We start from the raw sequence: 18,422 nt of genomic DNA, 5'->3' as shown, positions 1-18,422 counted from the left end.
CGACGCCGACGCGAGCCTGCTCCGCTCAGCTCGCGGGCTGCGACTGCTCGACGCGCGGGAAGAGCGGCGGCACGGTCGTCACGCGGCCGGTGCCGCGCCACTGGTGCGCCTCGCGGATCTGCTGCGCCGACACCTCGCCCTCGCCGCCGACCGCCGCCCACAGCTTCTGCGCCGTCTCGGGCATGACGGGCGCGAGCAGGATCGCGGCGGCGCCGATGCCCTGCACGTTCGTCGCGAGCACCGCCTGCAGGCGCAGGCGCTGCTCCTCGTCCTTCGCGAGCACCCAGGGCGCCTGCTCGGTGATGTACCCGTTGAGCCGCTCGACGATCGCCATCGCGGCGTCGACGGCGTCGTGGATCTGGAACGTGTCGATCGCGCGGTCCGCGCGACCCACCGCATCCGCCATCAGGGTCGCGATCTCAGCATCCGGGATCACCTCGGGCACGACGCCGTCGCAGTACTTGTGCACCATCGCGATGACGCGCGAGGCGAGGTTCCCGAGGCCGTTGGCGAGCTCGGCGTGGTAGCGGGCGTCGAGGTCCTCCCACGAGAACGAGCCGTCGGAGCCGAACGCGATCGCCGACATGAAGTAGTACCGGAACGCGTCGACGCCGAACACCTCGGTGATCTGGCGCGGCTCGATGCCGGTGGCCTTCGACTTCGACATCTTCTCGCCGCCGACGAGCAGCCAGCCGTGGCCGAAGACGTGCTCCGAGATGGGCAGGCCCGCCGCCATCTGCATCGCGGGCCAGATGACGGCGTGGAAGCGCGCGATGTCCTTGCCGACGATGTGGGTCGCCGGCCAGCGGCGCTCGAACTGCTCCTCGTCGACGCCGTAGCCGATCGCGGTGATGTAGTTGAGCAGCGCCTCGAACCACACGTAGACGACGTGCGACTCGTCCCACGGCACCTTGATGCCCCAGTCGAAGGTGTTGCGGCTGATCGAGAGGTCGGTGAGGCCCTGCTTGACGAACTGCCGCACCTCGTTGCGCACGTGCTCGGGCTGCACGTAGTCGGGGCGCTCGTCGTAGAGGGCGAGCAGCCGGTCGCCGAACTCGGAGAGCTTGAAGAAGTAGTTCGCCTCGTGCACCGTCTCGGTGGGGCGCGAGTGGATGGCGCACACCTGCTGGCCCTCGAACTCGCCCGTGCCGGGCACGAGGTCGTTCGCCGTCTTGTACTCCTCGCAGCCCACGCAGTACTGGCCCTCGAACTCGCCGTGGTAGATGTACCCGGCCTCCTTGAGCCGCTCGAGGAAGAGGCGCACGCCCGCCTTGTGGCGCTCGCTCGTCGTGCGGATGAAGTCGTCGTTGGCGATGTTCAGCAGCTCGAGCTGCGGCAGCCACGCGGTCTCGACGAGCCGGTCGGTCCATTCCTGCGGCGTCGCGCCGTTCGCGACGGCGGTGCGCATGATCTTCTGCCCGTGCTCGTCGGTGCCGGTGAGCATGAAGGTGTCGTCGCCGCGCATGCGGTGCCAGCGCGCGAGCACGTCGGTGGCCACCTCGTTGTAGGCGTGGCCGATGTGCGGCACGTCGTTGACGTAGTAGATCGGCGTCGTGACGGTGAAGCGCTCGGGCATGGGGTCCAGTCTACGAGCCAGTCCTCCGCGGCCTGGACGCCGGATGCGCGCTAGGACGACGGATGCGTGAGCGCGGCCCGGTAGAGGGCGTTGCGCGCGTGCCCCGTGGCGTCGGCCACCTCCGCGGCGGCGTCCTTCAGCCGCATCCCGCCCGCCTGCAGCCGCAGCACCTGCTCGACCGCGGCATCCGTGCCGGTCAGCGCCGGCCGCGCGCCCTCGATGACGAGCACGATCTCGCCCTTGACGCCGCCCTGTGCCCACGGGAGCAGCTCGACCGCGGTGCCGCGCCGCACCTCCTCGAAGCGCTTCGTGAGCTCGCGGCACACCGCCATGCGGCGCTCGGGCATCGCGCGCGCGATCGCCTCGAGCGACTCCGCGAGCCGGTGCGGCGCCTCGAAGAGCACGAGAGTGCGCTCCTCGCGCTCGAGCCCCGCGAGCAAGCGGTCGCGCTCCCCCGCCTTCCGCGGCAGGAAGCCGTCGAACGCGAACCGGTCGGTCGGCAGGCCGCTGAGTGCGAGCGCCGTGAGCACTGCGGACGGCCCCGGCAGGCACGTCACCTCGACGCCCGCGGCGACGGCCGTCTGCACGAGCCGGAACCCCGGGTCGCTCACGGTCGGCATCCCCGCATCCGTCAGCACGAGCACGTCCTCGTCGCGGGCGCGCTCGACGAGCGCGGGGGCCGCGGCATCCTCGTTGTGCTCGTGCAGGGCGACGAAGGTCGCGGATGCGTCGATGCCGAGAGCGCGCAGCAGCTGCTTGGCCGTGCGGGTGTCCTCGGCGGCGATGACGGGCGCGGTCGCGAGGGCGTCGCGCAGGCGGGCGCTCGCGTCGCCGAGGTTGCCGATGGGGGTGGCGCCGAGGATGATCACGCGGCCCAGGCTATTGGCGCCGCACGCGGCCTGCCGCCTCTCAGCGCGCCGGGCGAGCGGCGCAGGCAGCGATGCCACAATCGCGGGGTGACCCTTCCGCGCGCCGCCGAGCCCGACGACGCGGTCGTCGGCGCGGGCGGCGACCGCCTGCCGGAGGCGCCCTCACCGTCGCGGCTCGAGCGGGCGACCGCGGCGTACGGGCGGCTCGAGGCGCGCGTGCGCGAGCCCCGCATCCGCCGACGGCTCGAGATCGCGGCGCCCGTCGCGATCCTCGCGCTCGCCGCCGTCGCGCGCCTCACCGCGCTCGGCCACCCCCACCTGCTGGTCTTCGACGAGACGTACTACGTCAAGGAGGCGTGGTCGGTGTGGCAGCTCGGCTACGAGGGCGAGTGGGGCGAGGGCGCCGACGAGCGCTTCGAGGCGGGCGATCCGGGTGCGCTGACCGCCGAGCCCGACTACGTCGTGCACCCGCCGCTCGGCAAGTGGATCATCGGCATGGCGATGGCGGTCTTCGGCATGGCCGACCCGTCCTGGTGGCGCCTGCCGAGCGCGCTCGCCGGCATCGCGCTCGTCGGCCTCACCTACGCGATCGCGCGCGGCCTCACGCGCTCGGTGGCGTTCGCGTCGCTCGCGGGCCTGTGGATGGCGATCGACGGGCTCGCGATCGTGATGAGCCGCACGGCGCTGCTCGACGGCATCCTCGCCGTCTTCGTGCTCGCGGGCGCCGGCGCGCTGCTGCTCGACCGCCGCGGATCGCCCGCGCGCACGGTGCGCGCGCTCGCCGCTCGGACCCGCCGCTTCGGCGCGGCGATGTGGAGCCGGCCGTGGATCGTGATCGCCGGCGTGCTGCTCGGCGCCGCGTGCGCGACGAAGTGGTCGGGCGCGGTGTTCCTCGCGGTGTTCGGCCTCTGGATCGTGGCATCGGATGCGCTCGACCGCCGTCGCGCGGGCTTCCGCCACCCCTGGATCGGCACGCTGCTGACGCAGGCGCCGACGAGCTTCGTGCTGCTCGTCGGCCCCGCGCTCGTCGTCTACGTCGCGAGCTACGTCGGCTGGTTCGACGGCGGTTGGGGCTCGCAGCTCGCGCTCGAGCGCGCCGACCTGCGCTGGGGCGGGCTGCTCGCGTGGGTGCCGCTCGGGCTGCAGTCGCTGTGGATGTACCACGCGCAGCAGCTCGGCTTCCACGTCGGCCTCACGAAGGATCACGCGTACCAGTCGCCCGCGATCGAGTGGCTGTGGCTCGGCCGCCCCACGGGCTTCGAGATGGCGACGACCGAGGCGGGCGTGTGGTGGATCACGGCGGTGCCCAACCTGCTCGTCTGGTACGCGGGCGTCCTCGCGCTCGCCTTCCTGCTGTTCCACTTCGGCCGCACGCTCGACCCGGTCGCCGGCTTCCTGCTGCTCGGCGTCGCGGCCGGCTGGGTGCCGTGGCTGCTCTTCCCCGACCGCACGATCTTCTTCTTCTACGCGATCGTCATGCTGCCGTTCGTCGTCATCGCCCTCGCCTACGCGCTGCGGCAGCTCGTCGGGCCGCCGGGGCGGCGGGGGGCGGATGCGGTGGGCCCGCTCGAGACGGACGTCGCGGCGGCCGTGCCGTCGCCGCCGGCCGCAGCCGCCGCCGCGACCGCGCACGACGCGCTCGAGCGCCGCGCCGCCGGCTGGGCGGCGATCGCCGTGATCGTCGTCGTCAGCATCGCCGTCTCGCTGTGGTTCCTGCCGGTCTGGTACGGCATCGCGCTGCCCGAGCCGCAGATCCGGCTGCGCTACTGGCCGCCGAGCTGGCCGTAGCGGGGAGGGTCCGCGCCGGGCGCCTCGGCGCGGGTACCGGAGCCGCCGCAGGCATGCGCGCCGCAGCTGGACGCGTGTGCGCGCAGGTCGGCCCCTCGGCGCTCAGAAGCGCTCGGGCAGCGCGCAGACGAAGCCCTCGCAGCGGTAGACGCCCGGCTCCTGCTTGCCCTCGAGCAGGGTGCACCCGGCGGCGGCGAGCGCGGCGGCCTGCTCGGGCGTCGCGGCGAGCGCGCCCGGCTCGCGGCGCAGCGCCTGCCGCCGCTCGGCCGGCGGCTCGCCGATGATCACGGTCGTGCGGGGCGGCTGCGCGAGGAGCCCCGCGACCCGCAGCGTCGCGGCGCCCGCGAACGGGTTCTGCAGGGCGAGTCGCGCGTCGAGCAGGCGGGTCGCCCGCTCGAGGTGCGCGGCGTCGGCGGTGAGCGCGTAGAGCTGCTGCAAGGCGCCCGCGAGCGCCGCCTCCCCGAGGGCGCATCGCCGTCGGATGCGGGCCCGAGCTGCAGCACCGGCCCCTGGTCCGTCGTCTCGGCGGGGTCGGGCGCCGACTCGAGGATGCGCCGGGCGGCGGTCGCCCAGCGGGCCTCGCCGGTCGCGTCGGTGAGCGCGAGCAGCGCGCTCGCGAGGCAGCCGGCGTCGGCGGCGGTCGCGGCGGCGGTCGACGGCACGCCGTCGAGGCTCGCGTGCACGAGCGCGCCGGCCTCGGGCGCGTGGTGCGCCAGGAGGTGCTCGGCAGCCGCGACCGCGAGGGCGAGCGCTCGCTCGTCGTCGTCGCGAAGCGCGCGGATCGCGAGCGCCTCGATCGCGAGCCCGTTGGCGCTCGTCACGACGAGCCGGTCGAGGGGCGGGCGCTCGCGCTGGGCGTCGGCGTGCTGCGGTTCGTGCCAGCCGCCCTCGACGCGCTCGCCGTCGACGAGCGACTCGGCGTCCTCCGCGATCGCGAACGCGCCGCTCGGCAGCCGCAGCACCTCGGCGAGGAAGTCGACGATCCCCGCCGCGATCGTCTCCCGGCCGAGCTGCGTCGCCACGTGCAGCAGCTGCGCGTTGTCGACGAGCATGCGCTCGAAGTGGGGCACCGACCAGTCGCGCTGCGTCGCGTAGCGGAAGAAGCCGCCGTCGCGCCCGCGCAGCCGCGAGTAGCCGCCCCCGGCGACGACCGCGTCGTCGCCCGCCGCGGCGTCGAGCAGGCGGCCCGCGAGCTCGCGCAGCGGCTGCGGCGCCGACGCCCCCGCGCCGGCCTCGTGCGCCGTCGCGAGCGCGAGGATGAGCGGCGCCTGCGGGAACTTCTGCCCCTCGCCGAGCCCGCCGAAGCGCGTGTCCTCCTGATCGGCGACCTTCGCGAGCGCCGCACGCACGGCGACGCTGTCGGGTGCGCCGTCGGCGGCGTCCCCCGCATCGGCGATGCCGCTCGCGGCGGCGCCCGCGCGCGAGCCGCGGCTCGCCGACCGCAGCGCCTCCTGCACCTGGGCCGCGGTGCCGGCCACCGCATCCGGCTGCTCACGCCACGCCTGCGAGATCGCCCCGAGCACCTCGCGGAACGCGGGCGCGCCCTGCCGCGGCTCGGGCGGGAAGTACGTGCCGGCGAAGAACGGCAGCCCCTCGGGCGTGAGGAACGCCGTGAGCGGCCAGCCGAGGTGGCGGGTGAAGGCGGATGCGGCGCCCATGAGGGCGGCGTCGACGTCGGGCCGCTCCTCCCGGTCGACCTTGACCGCGACGAAGCCCTCGCGCAGCAGGGCGCCGATCGCGGGGTCGGCGAACGATTCGCGCGCCATCACGTGGCACCAGTGGCACGTGGCGTAGCCGACCGAGGCGAGCACCGGCACGCCGCGCTCGCGCGCCTCGGCGAAGGCCTCGTCGCCCCACTCGCGCCAGTCGACGGGGTTGTCGGCGTGCAGCCGCAGGTAGGCGCTCGCCGCCTCCCCCAGCCGGTTGTCGGTCTGCTGGTGCTGCTCGCCCTGGTGGCCCGCCATGGGCCCACGCTACGCCGGGTGCCTGAGCGGCACCCGGTTCAGCGCGCGGCCACGACCCGGTCGATGAGCGCGTCGACGGCGGCGAGCGAGGCCTCGAGCGTGAGGTGGCCCGCTTGCGTCAGCTGCGCGAGCCCGTGCACGGTGCCCCACATCGCCGCGGCGAGGTGCGGCAGCGCATCCTCGGCGAGGTCGGGCACGGCGGTGCGCACCGCCTCGGCCAGCAGCGCCTCCTCGGCCGCGATGAGCGGTGCCATCGTCTCGGTCGGGGCGCCCGGCACGCACACGCTCGGGTCGTAGATGACCGCGAAGGCGTGGGGGCGGCGCGCCGCGAAGCTCACGTAGTCGCGCGCGAGCGCCCGCGCCCGCGCAACCGGCTCGCCGGCCGCGGCCGCCGCCGTCTGCGACTCGACGAGCGCCGCCATCGAGCGCTCGGCGAGCACCTTGAGCAGCGCCTTCCGGTCGCCGAAGTGGTGGTACGGCGCGTTGTGGCTCACGCCCGCCTCGCGCGCGACCTCGCGCAGGCTGATGTCGTGCGCGGGCCGCGTCTCGAGCAGCCCCATCGCGGCGCGCTCGAGCGCCTCCGGCAGGTTGCCGTGGTGGTAGGGCGACGCCGATCTTGACACGTGCAAGATGCTACGCCACGCTGGGCGGTGTCCACATTGTTGACACTGTCCAGATCACCTCCCGCGAACGGAGCCGCCATGTCCGCCCTCGTCATCGACGCCCACCCCAACCCCGCCTCGCTCACCGCAGCGCTCGCATCCGCCTACGCCGACGGGCACGGCGACGCGCGGCTGCTCGCGCTGCGCGACCTCGACTTCGACGTGCACATGCGCTTCGGCTACACGCAGCGCATGCCGATCGAACCCGACCTCGCCGACGCCCGGCAGGCGATCCGCGACGCCGACCACGTCGTGATCGCCACGCCCGTGTGGTGGCGCTCGACGCCCGCGCTGCTCAAGGGCTTCCTCGACCGCGCGCTGCTGCCGCAGCAGGACTACCGCTACCGCGGCATGGCCCCCGAGGGGCTGCTCACCGGCCGCACCGGCCGCATCATCGCCACGAGCGATACCCCGCCGTGGCTCGCCGCCCTGCTGCCCGACACGCGGCTCGACCAGCTGCGCAGCGGCACGCTCGGGCTCGTCGGCATCAAGCGCGTGCGGATGCGGCGGCTCGGCCCGGTGCGCACGTCCAGCCCCGAGCAGCGCGCCGCGTGGCTCGCGCTCGTCGCCGCCGACGGCGCCCGCGATGCGGCTCGCGGCGCCCGCGACGCTCGCCGGTCCGCTCCGGTCGCGGTCGACTGAGCGCGCACGCCGGGCGGCGCCCGCGCCGGTGGACCGAGCGCCGTCGGGCACCGACGCGTGGAACGCGCACGCCGGCATGCGCATCCGATCCGCGTCCTCCCCATCGCTCGCCCGATCACCACCGCCTGCGCCGCAGGCGGCCGCTGTAGAGGCGCCGCAGCGCATACCAGTTGCCGCACGGCCGCGTCGAGGCGCGCCGCACGCCGCCGCACGGGGGCATGCGCTCCGGCGGCTCGGCGTCGGAGCAGACGGCGCCGCCGCCGGGTCGCTCCTCCTCGTAGGCGGGCGTCCACAGGTGCCGGGCAGGTTCGAAGACGTTCATGAGCGCCTCGCAGTCGCAGTAGCCGCCGCAGGCCTCGAGCCGCTCCCTCAGCCGCGTGGCGCGCGGCGCGACGAGATCGCGGTAGCGACTGGCGAAGCGCAGGTCGTTCTGGCAGCCGAAGGCTTCGACCGACCGGTGGAGGAAGCAGGGCAGGCACTCGCCCGGGCGGGGCGTGAGCCAGAGGGCGAGCAGCTCGCCGATGTGGGCTTCTGCCTCGGCGACGATGGGTGCGGCGGCGGGATCCTCCATGCGCGCACCGTGGCAGAGCGGCGGCCGGGCGCGCGCGGCGGCGGGGGCGTCCTGTGGATGACAGCGGCAGCGGCGGCGTCGGCCGTGCGGGGGCTCTCGTTCCGCGCTGCGGCCGGCGGGCGGCCGGCACGCGCCGCCCAGCGCGGGGTCCTGGCTCGGGCGCAATGGCTCTGCGAGGATGCGGAGGTGCCGACCGCTCGCCAGACCGTCACCGTGCCGCTCGAGGGCGCCGCGTTCGCCACGTCGCCCGTCGACCGGCTCGAGGCCATCATCGACCTGCCCGACGACCCGTGGGCGAGCCTCGTGCTGCTGCACGGCGCGGGCGGCCGTGCGACCCAGCCCTGGATGGAGGGGGCTGCCGCGGGCCTCGCCGACGCGGGGGTGGCGGTGCTGCGGGCGAGCTTCCCCAATGCGGAGGCGGGGCGCGGCCAGCCCGAGCCCGCGAAGCGCGCGGTCGCCTCGTGGCACGCGATCATGGCGGTCGCGCGCGAGGCGCTGCCGCACGAGCCGTGGGCAGGCGGGAAGTCGTTCGGCGGCCGCATGGCGGCGCACGCCGTGGCCGCCGGGATGCCCGCGACGGGACTCATCTACCTCGGCTACCCGCTGCATCCGCCCGGCAGGCCAGAGCGGCTGCGCACCGAGCACCTCGCTGCGATCGCGCTGCCGCAGCGGTTCCTGCAGGGCACGAACGATCCGTTCCAGTCGGGCGCGCTGCTCGACGACCTCGTCGCGACGCTGCCGGAGGCGCGGATCGACTGGGTCGACGGCGGCGACCACAGCTTCCTCGTCGCGGGCGGCGACCGCGATCAGCCGCGCGTCGCCCGCGCGCTCGCGCCGCGCATCACGGCACTGCTGCGCGACTGAGCCGAATCGCGGGCGGCCATCGCGCGCGGCGATCGCGACCAGCTGCGCGTCGCCCGCCACACGCAGCGGGACCCCCTCCGCCGAGCTCGACCAGGTGCACCAGGTCGACTTCGGCGGACGGGGTCCGCGAAGCGCGATCCGGCGCTAGCTGACCTCGGCGGGGTCGGCCGAGACGCGACCGGCCGCGCCCTGGTCGAGCGCGTCGATCGCCGCGATGTCGTCGGCGCTCAGCTGCACGGCGGCCGCGGCGAGGTTCTCCTCCATGCGCTCGCGGCGGTTCGACTTCGGGAAGACGATGCGCCCGGCGGCGAGGTGCCACGCGATGACGACCTGCGCCCACGTGACGCCGAGCCGCTCGGCGATCTCGCCGATGGCGCCGGCCGAGTAGTCGACCTTGCCCTGGCCGAGCGGTCCCCACGCCTCGATCGCGATGCGGTGCTCGGCGGCGAGCGCGGTCGCGGCGCGCTGCTGGAACTGCGGGTGCAGCTCGATCTGATCGACGGCCGGCACGAGCCCGGTCTCGAGGATCTCGGGCAGGAAGCGCTCGTCGAAGTTCGAGACGCCGATCGAGGTCGTGAGCCCCTCGGCGCGCAGCTCGCCGAGCGTCTCCCACGTCTCGACGGGCGAGCCGTTCGCGGGCGTCGGCCAATGGATCAGGTAGAGGTCGACGTGCGAGAGGCCCAGCTTCTCGAGGCTCTCGCCCATCGCCCCGCGCGCCTCGGCGGCACCGCGGCGGTCGTTCCAGAGCTTCGTCGTCACGAAGAGCTCGTCGCGCGGGATGCCGGAGGCGGCGATCGCGCGGCCCACGCCCTCCTCGTTGCGGTACACCGCGGCGGTGTCGATGTGGCGGTAGCCGGCCTCGAGCGCCTCGCTGACGATGCGCTCGGTCTCCGCGGGGTCGACCTTGAAGACGCCGAAGCCCAGCTGCGGGATGCTGCGGCCGTCGTTCAGGGCAAGCGCGGGAATGGTCACTCGGTCTCCTCGATCGTGGACGTGTCCTCGGGCAGGGCGGATGCGTCGACGCCCGGCACGTGCCGCTCGTCGGGGCCGCTGTAGGCCGAGAGCGGTCGGATGAGCGCGTTGTTCGCGCGCTGCTCGATGATGTGCGCCGTCCAGCCCGTCACCCGCGCCGCGACGAACAGCGGCGTGAAGATCGGCACGTCGAAGCCGATGAGGGCGTAGGCCGGGCCAGACGGGAAGTCGAGGTTCGGCTTGATGGGCTTCCGGTCGGCCATGGCCTGCTCGAGGGCGTTGTAGATCTCGAGCACCTCGGGGGCGTCGTAGTGCTCGACGAGCCGCTCGAGCGCCGCGCGCATCGTCGGCACCCGCGAGTCGCCGTTCTTGTAGACGCGGTGGCCGAAGCCCATGATCTTGCGCTTCTCGTCGAGCGCGGTCTGCATCCACGCATCCGCCTTCGACGCCTCGCCGACCTCGCGGAAGACCTCCATGACGGCCTCGTTGGCGCCGCCGTGCAGGTGGCCCTTGAGCGCGCCGATCGCCGCCGTGACCGCCGAGTAGAGGTCGGCGAGCGTCGACGTGACCACGCGAGCGGTGAAGGTGGATGCGTTGAACGAGTGCTCCGCGTACAGGATCATCGACTGGTTGAAGGCGTCGACGACGACGGGGTCGGCCTCCTCGCCGAAGGCCATCCAGAGGAAGTTCGCGGCGTAGTCGAGGTCGTCGCGCGGCTCGATCGGCTCCTGGCCGTGGCGGCGGCGCTGCTCGTAGGCGACGATCGACGGCAGCACGGCGAAGAGGTTGAACGCCTTGTCGATGTCGGTGTCGGGGTCGTCGGTGTGCGGGTCGTTCGCGCCGACGATCGAGACGGCGGTGCGCACGACGTCCATGGGGTGCGCGGTCTCAGGCAGCGCATCCATCACCGTCCGCACATTCTCGGGCAGCGCGCGGTGGCGGCGCTCCTTCGCGCGGAACTCGGCCAGCTGCGCCTCGTCCGGCAGCTCGCCGTGCCACAGCAGGTAGGCGACCGCCTCGAACGGCTGGGTCGCGGCGAGCTCGGGCACCGGATAGCCGCGGTAGAGCAGCGAGTTGGTGTCGGGGTTGACCTTCGAGATCTCGGTGGTGTCGGCGTAGACGCCAGCGAGTCCCTTCTTGATCTCGGGCTCAGCCATGGTGCTCCTCGGTCCGGTGCGCGGGCGGTACGACTCTACGTCACCGCTCCTGCGCGCCCGCGCCGCCCCGGCGGGCGTCGCGGGCGGGCTCGCGGCACGGTGCTTGACGCGGATGCGTCGCCGCGGCCACGCTCGGAAGCGGCGAGGAGGCAGCATGGCCGACGACGAGTTCCACGTGCGCACGGCGATCGACGTCGCCGCGCATCCGGACCGCGTGTGGGACGCGCTCGTCGACGAGCCGGCGGCCTGGTGGGGCGCGCCGTACCTCATGCTCGGCGGGCCGAGCTCGATCGACCTCCCGCTGCGCGCCGGCGAGCCCGTCGTCGAGCACCTCGGCGCGGCGTCGGCCCTGTGGGGCGTCGTGACGGCGTGCGAGCCGGGGCGCGCCTACAGCTGGCGCGGCCAGATGGGGATGGGCGCGAGCGCCGAGGGCGAGGTGCGCATCGTGCTCGAGCCGGCTCCCGGCGGCACCCGCGTCACGCTCGCGCACGACGGCGCGGTGCTGTGGGGTGGCGAGGGCGCGGCGCTCGAGCGCTCCTACGACGCCGGCTGGGCCGACCTGCTGCGCCGGCTGCGAGCCTTCGTCGAGACCGGCGCACGGTACGGCGCCGCGGGGTCGAACGCGGCACCCGAGCGCTGAGCGGCTGGCCGGGCTCAGCCGACCCCGCCCGCCCCGCCGCCTCAGGCGACGCCGAGCGCGCGCGCGATGACGAGCAGCTGCACCTCGCTCGTGCCCTCGCCGATCTCGAGGATCTTCGAGTCGCGGTAGTGGCGCGCGACCGAGTACTCGTTCATGAAGCCGTTGCCGCCGAAGATCTGCGTCGCGTCGCGCGCGTTGTCCATCGCCGCCTCGCTCGCGACGAGCTTCGCGATCGCCGCCTCGGTCTTGTAGGGCTTGCCGGCGTCGCGGAGGCGCGCCGCCTGGTGCCACGCGAGCCGTGCGGTGTGCACGCGCGACTGCATGCGGGCGAGCACGAACTGCACGTTCTGGCGGCTCGAGAGCGGCTCGCCGAAGACGGTGCGCTTGCCGGCGTAGTCGACGGCGTCGTCGAGGCAGCCCTCTGCCGCGCCGGTCGCGAGCGCCGCGATCGCGATGCGCCCCTCGTCGAGGATGTGCAGGAAGCCCGCGAAGCCGCGGCCCCGCTCGCCCAGCAGGTTCGCCGCGGGCACGCGCGCGTCGGAGAAGGTCAGCGGATGCGTGTCGGAGGCGTGCCAGCCGACCTTGTCGTAGGCGGCCTCGACCGTGAAGCCCCGCGTGCCGTTCGGCACGATGATCGTCGAGATCTCCTTGCGGCCGTCGGCCTCGCCCGTGACGGCGGTGACGGTCACGAAGCGGGTGATCGGCGTGCCCGAGTTGGTGATGAACTGCTTGGCGCCGTTGATGACCCACTCGTCGCCGTCGAGGCGCGCGGTCGTGCGGGTCGCGCCCGCGTCGCTGCCGGCCTCGGGCTCGGTGAGGCCGAAGCCCGCGAGCGCCTCGCCCGCGAGCAGCGGCGGCAGCAGCTCGGCCTGCTGCTCGGCGCTGCCGAAGCGGTAGATGGGCATGGCGCCGAGGCTCACGCCCGCCTCGAGCGTGATGGCGATCGACTGGTCGACCCGCGCGAGCGCCTCGATCGCGAGGCACAGCGCGAAGTAGTCGCCGCCCTGCCCGCCGTGGTCCTCGGGGAACGGGATGCCGAACAGGCCAAGCTCGCCCATCTGCGCCACGACGTCCATCGGGAGCGTCTTCGTGCGGTCGGCCTCGTAGCTCACCGGGGCGACCACCTTGTCGGCGAAGTCGCGCACGGCGCCGGCGAGGTCGAGCTCCTCGTCGCTGAGGGCGTAGGTGGACAGATCGATCGTCATGCCGTCTCCTTCGGGTCAAGGCGCTGCCTCGTCGCGCGGAGAGCCGGCCCGACCGGATCGCGGTCGGCTGCGCTCCACGCTGGGCGCTGCGCTCCAGCATGCCGCATCGCGGCCGCACGTTCGACCAGGAGGAGGCTGTGGAGCCCCGGAGGATCTCCGGCCGCGGGGCCGGCCGGCGGGATCATCCACGCGGCGGCCGCGGCAGCCGGACATCCTCCGGGCACCGGCTCGCGGCCCTACGCCGACGGCCGACGACCCACGGCCGACCGCCCTCGGCGCGCGGCTCAGCCGACGACGCGCGCCCGCGTGTACTGCGCGGGCCAGACCGAGTCGTCCGGCTCCCCGTCGAGCTCGGCCTCCGCCAGGAGCGCCCAGTGCGGATCGCGCAGCCACGGGCGACCGAGCATCACCGCATCCGCATCGCCGTCGGCGAGCACCTGCTCGGCGAGCGCCGGCGTGTCGATCAGCCCGACCGCGTTGACGCTCGCGCCGGTCGCCTCGCGCACGTCGCGGGCGAAGCGCACCTGGTAGCCGGGGCCGAGCGGGATCTCCTGCCGCGGGTCGAGCCCGCCGGAGGAGAGATCGAACCAGTCGGCGCCGGCCTCCATCGCCACGCGCACGTGCTCGATCGTCATCGCGGTGTCGATGCCGCCGTCGACCCAGTCGGCGGCGCTCAGCCGCACCATGAGGCCCGCGTGCGGAACCGCCGCGCGCACCGCCGCGACGACCTCGCGCAGCAGCGCCGTGCGGAGCCCCCGCTCGTCGGCGCCCCACCGGTCGCCGCGGGAGTTCGTGAGCGGCGAGAGGAACTGGTGCAGCAGGTAGCCGTGGGCGGCGTGCACCTCGACGACATCGAAGCCCGCGTCGACGGCGCGGCGCGCGCCGTGGGCGAACGCATCCGGCAGCGCCTCGACCTCGGTGCCGCTCAGCGCGCGCGGCGGCGCGAACCGGCCGAACGCATCCGCCCCCGCCCCGACGGCCTCCCAGCCGCCCTCGGCGACGGGCACGCTGCCGCGTCCCGACCACGGGCGGTAGGTCGACGCCTTGCGGCCCGCGTGCGCGAGCTGCATCGCCGGCACGGCGCCGTGGGCGCGGATGCGTTCGGCGATCGGCGCCCAGGCCTCGGCCTGCGCGTCGTCCCAGATGCCGGCGTCCTGCGGCGAGATGCGGCCCTCGGGCACGACGGCGGCCGCCTCGGTCATCACAAGGCCCGCGCCGCCGCGGGCGAAGGAGGTCAGGTGCTCGCGGTGCCAGTCGTGCGGCACGCCGTCCTGCGCGTCGCACGAGTACTGGCACATGGGCGAGACCCATGCCCGGTTGCGGACCCGGATGGGCCCGACGTCGACGGGCGTGAACAAGCGGCTCACGGCGCTCCTCTCAGCGGGTGGTCACGACATGCCGAGCGGGTGGTCACGACGCGCCGGGCTCGAAGAGCCTGGCACGGCGCGTCGTGACCACCCTGAGCGGCGGATGGCTCAAGGGCGGGCGGGGGGCTCCTGCGCGAAGCCGCCCGGCACCTCGAAGTCGAACACGCCCGCGTCGAACGCGCTGTAGGCGGCGTAGTCGTTGAGCTCGTAGAGCCGCGCGCGCGTCTGCATGCGCGGGACCGCCTCGTCGAGCGTGCCGGTCTCGGCGAGGAGCCCGAGCTCGCGCTCGATCGCCCCCATCGCGACCCGCAGCAGCGAGACGGGGTGGATGGCGAGGTTGACGCCGACGTCCTGCAGCTGCTGGTGCGTGAAGAGCGGGCTCTTCCCGAACTCCGTCATGTTGGCGAGGATCGGCACGTCGACCGCCGCGCGGATCGCGGCGAACTCCTCGAGCGTCGCCATCGCCTCGGGGAAGATCGCGTCGGCACCCGCCGCCTCGAGGGCCTTGGCGCGGTCGACCGCGGCGGCGAGCCCCTCCGACGAGGATCCGTGCACGCCCCGGATGTCGGTGCGCGCCATGATCACGAGATCGGGGTCGCGGCGCGCCTGCACGGCGGCGGCGATGCGCTGTGCGGCGATCTCGACGCCCACGACCTCCTTGCCGTCGAGGTGGCCGCACCGCTTGGGGTTCACCTGATCCTCGAGGTGGAGGCCCGCGACGCCGGCGTCCTCGAGCTCGTGCACCGCGCGCGCGACGTTCATCGCCTCGCCGAAGCCCGTGTCGGCGTCGATGAGGGTCGGCAGATCGGTCATGCGGGAGATCTGCCGGCCCCGCTCGGCCACCTCGCTCAGCGTGGTGAGGCCGATGTCGGGCAGGCCCAGCTCGGCCGCCATGACGGCACCCGAGATGTAGACGCCCTCGAAGCCGAGCTGCTGGATGAGCGGCGCCGTGAGCGGCGTGAAGGCGCCCGGGAAGCGCTGGATCGTGCCCGAGGCGAGGCCCGCGCGGAAGGCCTTCCGCTTCTCGGACGGGGTGACCGAGCTCGAGAGCACTAGAAGAGGCCCTTCGTGGTGCCCGCGTCGACCGTGCCGGCCGGCGCGACGACGTTGAGCTGGCGCACCTCGTCGACCGTGAGCTCCGGCAGGCGCTCGACGAGCCCGAGGAAGCGCTCGATCTCCGCGTCGTCGACGATGCCCTGCGCGAGGGTGCGGAGCTTCTGCACGTACTCCGCGCGGCCGAACGGACGCGCCCCGGCCGGGTGCGCATCCGCCACCGAGATCTCGTCCTCGATGACCGAGCCGTCGGTCTTCGTCACGACGATGCGGCCGCCGAAGGCCTTCTTGTCGGGGTCCGGGTCGTGGTACCGCTCGGTCCACACCGCATCCTCGACCGTCGTGATCTTCTGCCACAGCTCGACCGTGTCGGGACGCTGCGCGCGCTCGGGAGCGTAGCTCGCGACGTGGTGCCAGCCGCCGTCCTGCAGCGCGACCGCGACGATGTAGGGGATCGAGTGGTCGAGGGTCTCGCGCGAGGCCGTCGGGTCGTACTTCTGCGGGTCGTTCGCGCCCGAGCCGATCACGTAGTGCGTGTGGTGGCTCGTGTGGAGCACGATCGACTCGATGCCCTCGGGGTCGCGCAGCTCCGGGTGCTCGGCGGAGAGCCTGCGGGCGAGGTCGATCCACGCCTGCGCCTGGTACTCGGCCGAGTGCTCCTTCGTGTACGTGTCGAGGATCGCGCGCTTGGGCTCGCCGGCGGCGGGCAGCGGCACGCTGTAGGCGCCCTCCCAGCCGTCGAGGAGCCACGCGATGACGCCGTCCTCGCCCTCGTAGATCGGCACGGGGCTCGTCTGCCCGCGCATCGCGCGATCGACGGCCTCGACGGCCATCTTGCCCGCGAAGGCCGGCGCGTGGGCCTTCCACGTCGAGATCTCGCCCTTGCGCGACTGGCGCGTCGCGGTGGTCGTGTGGAGCGCCTGCCCGACGGCCTGGAAGATCGTCTCCGCCTCGAGGCCGAGCAGCGTGCCGATGCCAGCGGCGGCCGACGGGCCGAGGTGGGCGACGTGGTCGATCTTGTGCTTGTGGAGGCTGATCGCGCGCACGAGGTCGACCTGGATCTCGTAGCCCGTCGCGATGCCGCGCACGAGGGCGCGCCCGTCGCAGCCGACGTGCTGGGCGACGGCGAGGATCGGCGGGATGTTGTCGCCGGGGTGCGAGTAGTCGGCGGCGAGGAACGTGTCGTGGAAGTCGAGCTCGCGCACGGCGACGCCGTTGGCCCACGCCGCCCACTCGGGGCTCACGCGGTCGTCGATGCCGAAGACGGCTGCGCCGGGCTCGTACGGGTGCCGCTGCGCCTGCTCGCGCGCCGAGACGACGGGCTCGCGGTTGAGGCTCGCGATCGCCACGGCCGCGTTGTCGATGATGCGGTTGCCGATCATCTCGATGACCTCGGCCTCCACCTCGACGGGGTCGACCGCGACCTGGGCGATCTTCCAGGCGAGCTGCTCCTCGCGGGGCAGGTTCTCGGCGGACTTCCTGGCACGGACCTCGTGCTGGATCATGGCGTCTCCTTCGTTCGGGTGTGTGCGGGCTCGGGCGACTCGTGATCGGCCGGCTCGTCGGTCGGCACGGTCTCCAGCATGGTGGTTCTCGTGAGGCGGCGCTTGGCGAGCGCGCGGATGAGGCTCGGCAGCAGGAGCACGAGCGCGAGCGTGACGTAGACGATCACCGCGAAGGGCGAGCTCACGAGCGTCATCGGGTCGCCGGCCGAGATGTCGAGCGCGCGGCGCAGCTGCAGCTCGGCGAGCGGGCCGAGGATCGCGCCGACGATGACGGGCGCGATCGGGAAGCCGAAGCGGCGCAGCACGTAGCCGACCACGCCGAAGACGATGAGCAGCAGCACGTCGAACGATGCGCCGTTGACGGCGTACGCCCCCAGCAGGGCGAAGGTCGCGATGCCCGCGAACAGGTAGGGCTTCGGGATCTTCAGCAGCTTCACCCACAGCCCCACGAACGGCAGGTTGAGGATGAGCAGCATGAGGTTGCCGATGAGCAGGCTCGCGATGAGGCCCCACACGAGGTCGGCCTCGTTCGTGAGCAGCGCCGGCCCCGGCTGCAGTCCGTACTGCTGGAACGCGACGAGGATGATCGCCGCGGTCGCCGACGTCGGGATGCCGAGCGTCAGCAGCGGCACCATCGTGCCGGCGGCGTTCGCGTTGTTGGCGGCCTCGGGTCCGGCGACGCCCTCGATCGCTCCCCTGCCGAACTCGCGCTTCCGCGAGCCCTTGGCGAGCTTCTTCTCGAGCGAGTAGGAGAGGAACGTCGGGATCTCGCTGCCGCCGGCGGGGATGACGCCGAGCGGGAAGCCGATCGCGGTGCCGCGCAGCCACGGCTTCCACGAGCGCCGGAAGTCGGTGCGCGTCATCCACGCCTGGCCCTTGATGGATGCGACGGCGTACTTCGACGAGGTCTGGTGCGCGACGACGTAGAGCACCTCGCCGATCGCGAAGAGCGCCACGATGAGCACGACGGTGTCGATGCCGTCGAGCAGGCGCGGCATCCCGAAGGTCAGGCGATCCTGCCCCGACTGGAAGTCGATGCCGACCAGGCCGATCGTGAGGCCGAGCGCGAGCGAGATGAGGCCGCGCAGGGGCGATCCGCCCACGAGCGCGCCGACCGTGAGGAAGGCGACGACCATGAGCGCGAAGTAGTCGCGGGCGCCGAGCATCACCGCGACGTCGACGATCGCCGGAGCGAACATCGCCACGAGCACGGTCGCGATCGTGCCGGCGATGAACGAGCCGATCGCCGCGGTCGCGAGCGCCGCGGCGCCGCGGCCGGCGCGGGCCATCATGTTGCCGTCGATCGCGGCGACGATCGAGCCCGACTCACCGGGGGTCTTCAGCAGGATCGACGTGGTCGATCCGCCGTACATCGCGCCGTAGTAGATGCCGGCGAAGAGGATGAACGCGCTCGCGACGGGCATGCCGTAGGTCATCGGCAGCAGCAGCGCGATCGTGAGCGCGGGCCCGATGCCGGGCAGCACGCCGATCATCGTGCCGACGAAGGCGCCGAGCAGCGCGAAGAGCAGGTTCTGGAGCGTGAACGCGACCGTGAACCCGTGGAGGAGTCCTTCGAGGCCTTCCATC

The 18,422-nt window shown here is 73.8% G+C and carries 17 protein-coding genes; 4 read left to right on the top strand and 13 right to left on the bottom strand.

Annotated features, from left to right (window positions below):
* Positions 1-25: 25 nt before the first annotated feature.
* Both metG and rsmI read right to left on the bottom strand, forming a co-directional pair.
* Positions 26-1,576 (bottom strand): methionine--tRNA ligase, encoded by a 1,551-nt coding sequence (gene metG / locus BLT67_RS10795; RefSeq protein ID WP_092667024.1) that lies wholly within the window; start codon positions 1,574-1,576, stop codon positions 26-28.
* A 50-nt stretch (positions 1,577-1,626) separates the two neighbouring features.
* Positions 1,627-2,445, bottom strand: a complete 819-nt coding sequence (gene rsmI / locus BLT67_RS10790; RefSeq protein WP_092667023.1) for a 16S rRNA (cytidine(1402)-2'-O)-methyltransferase — start codon at positions 2,443-2,445, stop codon at positions 1,627-1,629.
* Between the two features lie 87 nt (positions 2,446-2,532).
* On the opposite strand from rsmI, the gene BLT67_RS10785 reads away from it, so the two are divergent.
* A complete protein-coding gene (locus BLT67_RS10785; protein ID WP_092667022.1) occupies positions 2,533-4,233 on the top strand; it encodes a dolichyl-phosphate-mannose--protein mannosyltransferase in 1,701 nt (566 codons plus the stop codon).
* A 102-nt stretch (positions 4,234-4,335) separates the two neighbouring features.
* On the opposite strand, the gene BLT67_RS13455 is transcribed toward BLT67_RS10785, so the two are convergent.
* Genes BLT67_RS13455 through BLT67_RS10775 form a run of 3 tightly spaced genes read right to left on the bottom strand, consistent with a single transcriptional unit; the run spans position 4,336 to position 6,820 of the window.
* Positions 4,336-4,521, bottom strand: coding sequence for a hypothetical protein (locus BLT67_RS13455; protein ID WP_157674332.1), 186 nt, complete (start codon positions 4,519-4,521; stop codon positions 4,336-4,338).
* A complete protein-coding gene (locus BLT67_RS10780; protein WP_092667021.1) occupies positions 4,518-6,197 on the bottom strand; it encodes a thioredoxin domain-containing protein in 1,680 nt (559 codons plus the stop codon). The genes BLT67_RS13455 and BLT67_RS10780 overlap by 4 nt, the downstream gene beginning before the upstream one ends.
* 38 nt (positions 6,198-6,235) lie before the next feature.
* Complete coding sequence (locus BLT67_RS10775) at positions 6,236-6,820, bottom strand: TetR/AcrR family transcriptional regulator (protein ID WP_231945474.1); 585 nt, start codon at positions 6,818-6,820, stop codon at positions 6,236-6,238.
* A 78-nt stretch (positions 6,821-6,898) separates the two neighbouring features.
* Between BLT67_RS10775 and BLT67_RS10770 the strand changes: the two genes are divergently transcribed.
* Positions 6,899-7,501 (top strand): NAD(P)H-dependent oxidoreductase, encoded by a 603-nt coding sequence (locus BLT67_RS10770; RefSeq protein ID WP_092667020.1) that lies wholly within the window; start codon positions 6,899-6,901, stop codon positions 7,499-7,501.
* A 115-nt stretch (positions 7,502-7,616) separates the two neighbouring features.
* Here BLT67_RS10770 and BLT67_RS10765 read toward each other — a convergent pair whose 3' ends face one another.
* The gene (locus tag BLT67_RS10765) at positions 7,617-8,072 is read right to left on the bottom strand and encodes a DUF2695 domain-containing protein (RefSeq protein WP_092667019.1); all 456 of its coding nucleotides are present in this window, start codon (positions 8,070-8,072) and stop codon (positions 7,617-7,619) included.
* Between the two features lie 186 nt (positions 8,073-8,258).
* On the opposite strand from BLT67_RS10765, the gene BLT67_RS10760 reads away from it, so the two are divergent.
* Entirely contained in the window at positions 8,259-8,936 is a 678-nt protein-coding gene (locus BLT67_RS10760; RefSeq protein WP_092667018.1) for an alpha/beta hydrolase family protein, read from the top strand.
* A 144-nt stretch (positions 8,937-9,080) separates the two neighbouring features.
* Here BLT67_RS10760 and BLT67_RS10755 read toward each other — a convergent pair whose 3' ends face one another.
* Both BLT67_RS10755 and BLT67_RS10750 read right to left on the bottom strand, forming a co-directional pair.
* Entirely contained in the window at positions 9,081-9,908 is an 828-nt protein-coding gene (locus tag BLT67_RS10755; RefSeq protein WP_092667017.1) for an aldo/keto reductase, read from the bottom strand.
* Positions 9,905-11,065, bottom strand: a complete 1,161-nt coding sequence (locus BLT67_RS10750) for a bifunctional 2-methylcitrate synthase/citrate synthase (protein WP_092667016.1) — start codon at positions 11,063-11,065, stop codon at positions 9,905-9,907. Before BLT67_RS10750 ends, BLT67_RS10755 begins: the two co-directional genes overlap by 4 nt.
* 154 nt (positions 11,066-11,219) lie before the next feature.
* Here BLT67_RS10750 and BLT67_RS10745 point away from each other — a divergent pair, with 154 nt between their 5' ends.
* A complete protein-coding gene (locus tag BLT67_RS10745) occupies positions 11,220-11,705 on the top strand; it encodes an SRPBCC family protein (protein WP_157674331.1) in 486 nt (161 codons plus the stop codon).
* A 41-nt stretch (positions 11,706-11,746) separates the two neighbouring features.
* Here the strand turns inward: BLT67_RS10745 and BLT67_RS10740 are convergent, their stop codons facing one another.
* The 5 genes from BLT67_RS10740 to BLT67_RS10720 form a co-directional block, all read right to left on the bottom strand.
* Positions 11,747-12,910: an acyl-CoA dehydrogenase family protein gene (locus tag BLT67_RS10740; protein ID WP_092667014.1), complete on the bottom strand. Its 1,164-nt coding sequence runs from the start codon at positions 12,908-12,910 to the stop codon at positions 11,747-11,749.
* Between the two features lie 284 nt (positions 12,911-13,194).
* Entirely contained in the window at positions 13,195-14,277 is a 1,083-nt protein-coding gene (locus BLT67_RS10735; RefSeq protein WP_092667013.1) for an oxidoreductase, read from the bottom strand.
* Between the two features lie 108 nt (positions 14,278-14,385).
* On the bottom strand, positions 14,386-15,330 hold the full coding sequence (gene prpB, locus BLT67_RS10730) for a methylisocitrate lyase (protein WP_092667012.1): 945 nt from the start codon (positions 15,328-15,330) through the stop codon (positions 14,386-14,388).
* Positions 15,330-16,835, bottom strand: a complete 1,506-nt coding sequence (locus tag BLT67_RS10725) for an MmgE/PrpD family protein (RefSeq protein ID WP_092667011.1) — start codon at positions 16,833-16,835, stop codon at positions 15,330-15,332. The genes prpB and BLT67_RS10725 overlap by 1 nt, the downstream gene beginning before the upstream one ends.
* Positions 16,832-18,421, bottom strand: coding sequence for a tripartite tricarboxylate transporter permease (locus BLT67_RS10720; protein ID WP_092667010.1), 1,590 nt, complete (start codon positions 18,419-18,421; stop codon positions 16,832-16,834). The genes BLT67_RS10725 and BLT67_RS10720 overlap by 4 nt, the downstream gene beginning before the upstream one ends.
* Position 18,422: the final 1 nt, after the last annotated feature.

It is taken from the genome of Agrococcus carbonis (genome assembly GCF_900104705.1).
GTDB classification, from domain to species: Bacteria; Actinomycetota; Actinomycetes; order Actinomycetales; family Microbacteriaceae; genus Agrococcus; species Agrococcus carbonis.
The sequence above is the reverse complement of the archived record's forward strand: the minus strand, read 5'-3'. Positions and strand labels throughout refer to the sequence as shown.